The 5429-nt window shown below is 66.5% G+C and carries 5 protein-coding genes; all 5 read left to right on the top strand.

What is annotated here, in order from left to right:
• Window positions 1-813 (top strand): sensor histidine kinase (locus tag ACIQ51_RS13940; RefSeq protein ID WP_396205669.1); only part of this gene is annotated, 813 nt, incomplete at its 5' end.
• Entirely contained in the window at window positions 810-2255 is a 1446-nt protein-coding gene (locus tag ACIQ51_RS13945) for a sigma-54-dependent transcriptional regulator (protein WP_396205670.1), read from the top strand. The genes ACIQ51_RS13940 and ACIQ51_RS13945, both read left to right, overlap by 4 nt.
• The gene (locus tag ACIQ51_RS13950) at window positions 2252-2920 is read left to right on the top strand and encodes a response regulator (RefSeq protein ID WP_396205671.1); all 669 of its coding nucleotides are present in this window, start codon (window positions 2252-2254) and stop codon (window positions 2918-2920) included. Before ACIQ51_RS13945 ends, ACIQ51_RS13950 begins: the two co-directional genes overlap by 4 nt.
• Window positions 2921-2936: 16 nt before the next feature.
• The gene (locus ACIQ51_RS13955) at window positions 2937-4466 is read left to right on the top strand and encodes a sensor histidine kinase (RefSeq protein WP_396205672.1); all 1530 of its coding nucleotides are present in this window, start codon (window positions 2937-2939) and stop codon (window positions 4464-4466) included.
• Between the two features lie 113 nt (window positions 4467-4579).
• On the top strand, window positions 4580-5296 hold the full coding sequence (locus ACIQ51_RS13960) for a TonB family protein (RefSeq protein ID WP_396205673.1): 717 nt from the start codon (window positions 4580-4582) through the stop codon (window positions 5294-5296).
• The last annotated feature ends 133 nt before the right edge of the window (window positions 5297-5429 follow it).

The following is a 5429-nucleotide window of genomic DNA, read 5'->3' on the forward strand; positions in this document are numbered from 1 at the left end:
AAGATCCCAATGCGCATGGGCGGCGGGCCGGTCACGCACGTGATCACCATCGCCGAAGACATTACCGACTGGAAGGCCGCCATCGATCGCACCGCGCAGGCCGAGAAGCTCGCCGCCCTCGGCCAGCTTGCCGCGGGCGTGATGCATGAGATCAATAACCCACTGGCCACGATCGCCGCCTGCGCGGAGTCGCTCGGGGGGCAGGCGATCCATGGCGCGACCACGCCTGCCCCGGAACTGCTGCGCATCATCGACCTCGAGGTCCAGCGCTGCAAGAAGATCGTGAATGGCCTGCTCGATTTCGCACGCCCCAAGGCCGGCGGCCGCGCGCTGCTTGATCTCAACGCGGTTGTGCAGCAAGGGCTCTTCCTCCTGCAGCATCACCCGCGCGTCAAGCGCGTGAAGGTTGTGGCCGAGCTCGAGGCGGCCGCGGTGCTCCTCGTGGAGGGGGATGCCGACCAACTCGTACAGGTGCTCATCGCCCTTGCCATGAACGCCCTGGACGTCACCCCGGACCAGGGCCAAGTGGTGATTCGCACGCGGCGCGAGCCCGGGGAGGCGGGGCGCGCCATCCTCGAAGTTGAGGACACGGGCCCGGGGATTCCCCGTGCGCTTCAGGCCAAGGTGTTCGACCCGTTCTTCACCACCAAGCCGCCGGGGCAGGGCACCGGCCTCGGGCTCGCCATCTGCTACGGGATCGTGGCGGACCATGGCGGGGCGCTCGACCTGCTCTCTAAAGAGGGGGAGGGCACCCGCTTTCTCGTCTCGCTCCCGATCGGTGTGCGCCACCGCACCACCGAGGTGCTCGCATGACCGCCGCCGCCGGTACGGGGGGCAGCCCGCGCGGTCTCGATGCTGCGCCGCCGATCCGTGTGCTCATCGCCGAGGACGAAATCCACCTCGGTACTATCCTCGAACAGTTCCTGACGGCCCGCGGCTTGGCCGTGCAGATCGTGCGCGACGGCCGCGCGGCGCTTGAGGCGCTCCGCACCGATGCGTTCGATGTGGCGCTGCTTGATGTGGTGATGCCCGAGCTGGACGGACTTGAGACGCTACGCCTCGTGCGCGAGGGGCCGCTGCCGCCGGAGATCATCGTCATGACCGGCAACGGGACCATCGAGACGGCCATGGCCGCGTTCAAGCTGGGCGCCTACGGCGTGCTCTCCAAGCCGTACCGCATGGCGGAGATCGAAGCGCTCGTGCACCGAGCGTGGGAAAAGCGCGTACTGGCGCGTGACAACCAGCGCTTGACCCTCTGCCTCCGTCGGGCCGAGCCACTCACGGAGTTCGTCACCCGGTTCGCACCACTGACCGCTGTGTTGTCTCTGGTCGACAAGATCGCGACCAGCCCCTCGCCGGTCCTGGTGAGTGGTGAGAGCGGGACGGGCAAGGCGCTGCTGGCGCAGCAACTGCACCAGCGCGGTAGTACCCACGATGCCCCATTCGTGCGGCTGTCCTGTGCACCGGCACACCTCGACCTCACGCGGCAACTGCGCGGGGTGGAGCAGGGGGCCGCGGGCGCGGCCTCGGTCGACCGAGAGGTCGGTCTCTTCGAATTGGCCTCGGGGGGCACCTTGTTGTTGTCGCACATCGACCAACTCGATGCCGCGCAGCAGGCATTGGTCCTCGACGTGCTGGACACCGGGCGGGTGCTGCGCATCGGCGGCGCGCAGCCGCTACCGGTTCAGGTCCGCCTGGTGGCGTCCACCACGCGCGAGCTCGAGCCACTCGTTCGGACGGGGCGGTTCTCCGAGGCCCTGTTGCACCGCATCAATGCCATGCGCTTCGTGCTGCCACCCCTGCGGGAGCGACGCACCGACATTTCGCTGCTGGCGGAGCATTTCTGTGCACGCATCGCGCAGACCGAGCCGCGACGAGCCACGTGTCGCGTGAGCGATGCGGCCATGGCGCTGCTGGAGCAGTACGACTGGCCTGGCAATGTGCGCGAGCTGCGGAACGTCGTGGAACGCGCCGTCCTGCTGGCGGAGCACGGCGTGATCGGGCCGGAGGCACTCCCCTTCCCGCGAACGAGCCACGGCGAGCGGCCGGCGCCACCGTCCGCCGAGGCCACCGATGGCCCGAATACAGTGGTGCCAACACTGGCGACGCTCGAGCGGCAGCATATTGCGGATGTGCTGGATCGGACGCAGTGGCATCAGGGGCACGCCGCCGGCATGCTCGGCATCTCGGCAAAGACACTCTATCGCAAGATCCGCGAGTATGGGTTTACGCGGCCCGCGGGACGTACATCATGAAGATCCTAGTCATAGAAGACGATCCGACGGTCGGTGAGTTCGTCCGCCGTGGCCTCGAGGAGCAGCGGTGGCAGGCGGACCTCTGCAACAACGGGCTCGAAGGTGAACGCCTGGCCACCGCACAACCGTACGACCTCATCATCCTCGACATGCGGTTGCCGGGACGGAACGGCCTCGACGTCCTCAAGTCACTGCGCTCACGCGGCTTCGAGCGCCCGGTGCTCGTGCTGACCGCGCAGGACGCGGTGGATGCGAAGGTCGAAACGCTGCGGGCCGGCGCCGACGACTATGTCACCAAGCCCTTTGCCTTCGAGGAGCTGCTGGCGCGCGCGGAGGCGTTGCTCCGCCGCCCGCGCGCCATGGCCAGTCCGCAGCTGCGTGTGGCCGACCTCGAGCTCGATCAGGGCACGCGCGAGGTGCGCCGCGCCGGTGAGCTCATTGAGCTCACCCCCAAGGAGTTCGCCGTGCTGGAGTATCTGATGCGGCATGCCGGGCGGGTGATGAGCCGGACGCTCATCACCGAGTATGCGTGGGGCTATCACTTCGATCCGGGCACCAATATCGTCGATGTGGTGATCAACCACCTGCGCAAGAAGATCGATGCCCGATTCGACAAGAAGCTCATCACCACGGTGCGTGGGGTGGGTTACATGATTCGCGCGTAGAGAGTCGCTCGTGCCCATGCGTTCCATCCGCGCGCGCCTTACGCTGGCGTGGACGGCGGCGTCGATCGGGACGCTGCTCCTGTTCTCCGTCGCGCTGCTCGCGGTACGGCGCGAGCTCCTCTTCGAGGAGCTTGAGGATCGGGTGCAGGCCGAGGCGCAGCACATCGTGCGCGCTATTGATCTGGCCCGTACCACGGGCACCGAGCCGGTCTTTGGACAGAGTGATCCGCTGGCGGCGCGGACCGTCGGGCAGCGCATGGGCGCCTTTCTCTCCTTGCTCGACGGCTACGTGCTCGTGCAGGACAGTACCGGGTACGACATCTATGCGTCGCCGCAGGTGGCCGGGCTCTCCACCTCCGATCGTGATCTATTCAGCGCCGCGGCGCGAACCAGTCGTGCCGGCAAGGTGATGCAGCGTGTGGTGCTGTTCAATGACGAGGTGCTGCTCGCAGCGCGCGACGTGCCCCTGAGCGACAACGCGAGGTATCGGGTGTACGCTGCGCTCAGCACGAAGGAAATCGATCGCACCCTGCGCGGGATCGCCAGTACCATGGTGGTCATCTCGCCGTTCCTCGTGGTCGTGTCGGTCCTGTTTGCCTACATCATTTCGGGGCGGGCCTTTCGCCCCATCGACCGGATCATTGATCAGGTCGAGGCGATCACCGACGGCCGGTCGCTGCATCGGCGACTGGCGATCGGGGCCGCGGGTGAGGAACTCGCGCGATTGTCGGCTACGCTCAACGCCTTCATCGAACGCATCGAAACCTCATTCGGTGCGCTCCGCCGCTTTACCGCCGATGCCAGCCACGAGCTCAAGACGCCGCTCACGGTAATGCGCGCCGACGTGGAGCGCGCCATGTCGCCCACCTCCAGTGAAACCGAGCAGGCGGTCGCCCTCGAGGAGGCGCTGCAGCAGGTTACGCGCATGGCCGACCTCGTGGACTCGCTGCTCACGCTCGCGCGGGCCGACGAGGGGCGCTTCGATCTGTACCGCGAACCGGTCGAATTGGCGCCCCTGGCCCGCGAGGTGGTGGAGACGGCACGCCTGCTCGGCGAGGATGCCGAGCTCACGATCGAAGCGTCGCCGCTGGAGAACGCGGAGGTGTTGGGCGATCTGACCCGCTTGCGGCAGCTCTTCCTCAACCTCGTCACCAACGCGATTAAGTACACGCCCAAGGGCGGGCGGGTGGAGCTCATACTGGCACGCGAGGAGGCGGTGGTACGCTTCGCGGTGAAGGACACCGGCATCGGCATAGCGGCTGCGGACTTGCCGTACGTATTCGAGCGCTTCTGGCGCGCCGATCGCGTGCGCTCCCGGGCGAGTGAGCGCGGGGGGTTCGGCCTCGGCCTCGCCATCTCCCATTGGATTGCGCAGGCGCACGGCGGGACGCTCGAGGTGCAGTCGCGGCTGGGCCGCGGGAGCACCTTCACCGTGACCCTGCCGCTGGCGGGTGCCCCCGGGTCGGGGATGACGGGGGAGTATCAGTCCATTGTCAATAGCGCCGAGGGCGACCCCGATGGCGTGGGAATGCTAACCTCGGATTAATCCGATCCTAATCTTTTGTGCATTGCTGGATCATGTCGGGGGCGTAGAATCGCCAAGTCACTTCCGGACGCCCCGGGAGCAGACGTTCGTAGCCCGTACCCCGGACAAGCGAGATGTTCAACAACCTGCTTGAGTCACAGGCGAAGAAGCAGAAGCGCTTGGGTGGGTCCATCACCTCGATCGTCGTTCACACCGCCATCGTGGCCGCGCTCATTGTGGTCACGAAGAACTCCGGCATCGTGGACGAAAAGCCGAAGGAAGAGAAGGTCGACTTCGTCGAGGTGAAGAAGGACGAACCCAAGCCGCCCGAGCCGGAAAAGCCGCCGCCACCGCCGGATGCCGTGGCCGCGCCGCCGCCACCGAAGGGCTTCCAGGTCCTTTCGGCCCCGATCGAAATCCCCAATGTCATCCCCGAGATCGACCTGTCCAAGAAGGTGACGGACGAGGCCGACTTCTCCGGTAAGGGTGTCGCGGGTGGTATCGCCAAGGGTGTCGAAGGAGGCAAGGGGCCGGTCCCGCAGGGTGATCAGCCCTACTTCGACTTCCAGGTCGAAAAGCCGGTCGTCATGGCGCCCGGCGCTCAGGGACCTGCGTACCCCGACATGCTCCGCTCGGCCGGCATCGAAGGGCAGGTACTCGCCCAGTTCGTCGTCGATACGACGGGCCGCGCCGACATGGGCACCTTCAAGGCGCTCAAGTCCGACAACGACCTGTTCACGACCGCCGTGAAGAACGCGCTGCAGCGTATGCGCTTCCTGCCCGCTGAAGTGGGTGGACGCAAGGTGAAGCAGCTCGTCCAGCAGCCGTTCCAGTTCTCGCTCAATCGCTGAGCCCCAACCTAACGTTTTGCGGAGACACGACTCATGAACATGTCGTTGATGGAGCTGTACCACTCGATGGGCTGGTTCGCCAAGGGCATCGTCTTCACGCTCCTCGGCATGTCGGCCTTCTCGTTCACGGTGC

Origin of the sequence: Gemmatimonas sp. (assembly GCF_044344655.1) — a bacterium.
Taxonomy (GTDB): domain Bacteria; phylum Gemmatimonadota; class Gemmatimonadetes; order Gemmatimonadales; family Gemmatimonadaceae; genus Gemmatimonas.

Excerpts from the sequence above, each read along its gene's own strand:
- ACIQ51_RS13955 (WP_396205672.1), top strand. The coding sequence starts at position 2,937 with ATGCGTTCCATCCGCGCGCGCCTTACGCTGGCGTGGACGGCGGCGTCG.
- ACIQ51_RS13950 (WP_396205671.1), top strand. The coding sequence starts at position 2,252 with ATGAAGATCCTAGTCATAGAAGACGATCCGACGGTCGGTGAGTTCGTC.
- ACIQ51_RS13960 (WP_396205673.1), top strand. The coding sequence starts at position 4,580 with ATGTTCAACAACCTGCTTGAGTCACAGGCGAAGAAGCAGAAGCGCTTG.
- ACIQ51_RS13945 (WP_396205670.1), top strand. The coding sequence starts at position 810 with ATGACCGCCGCCGCCGGTACGGGGGGCAGCCCGCGCGGTCTCGATGCT.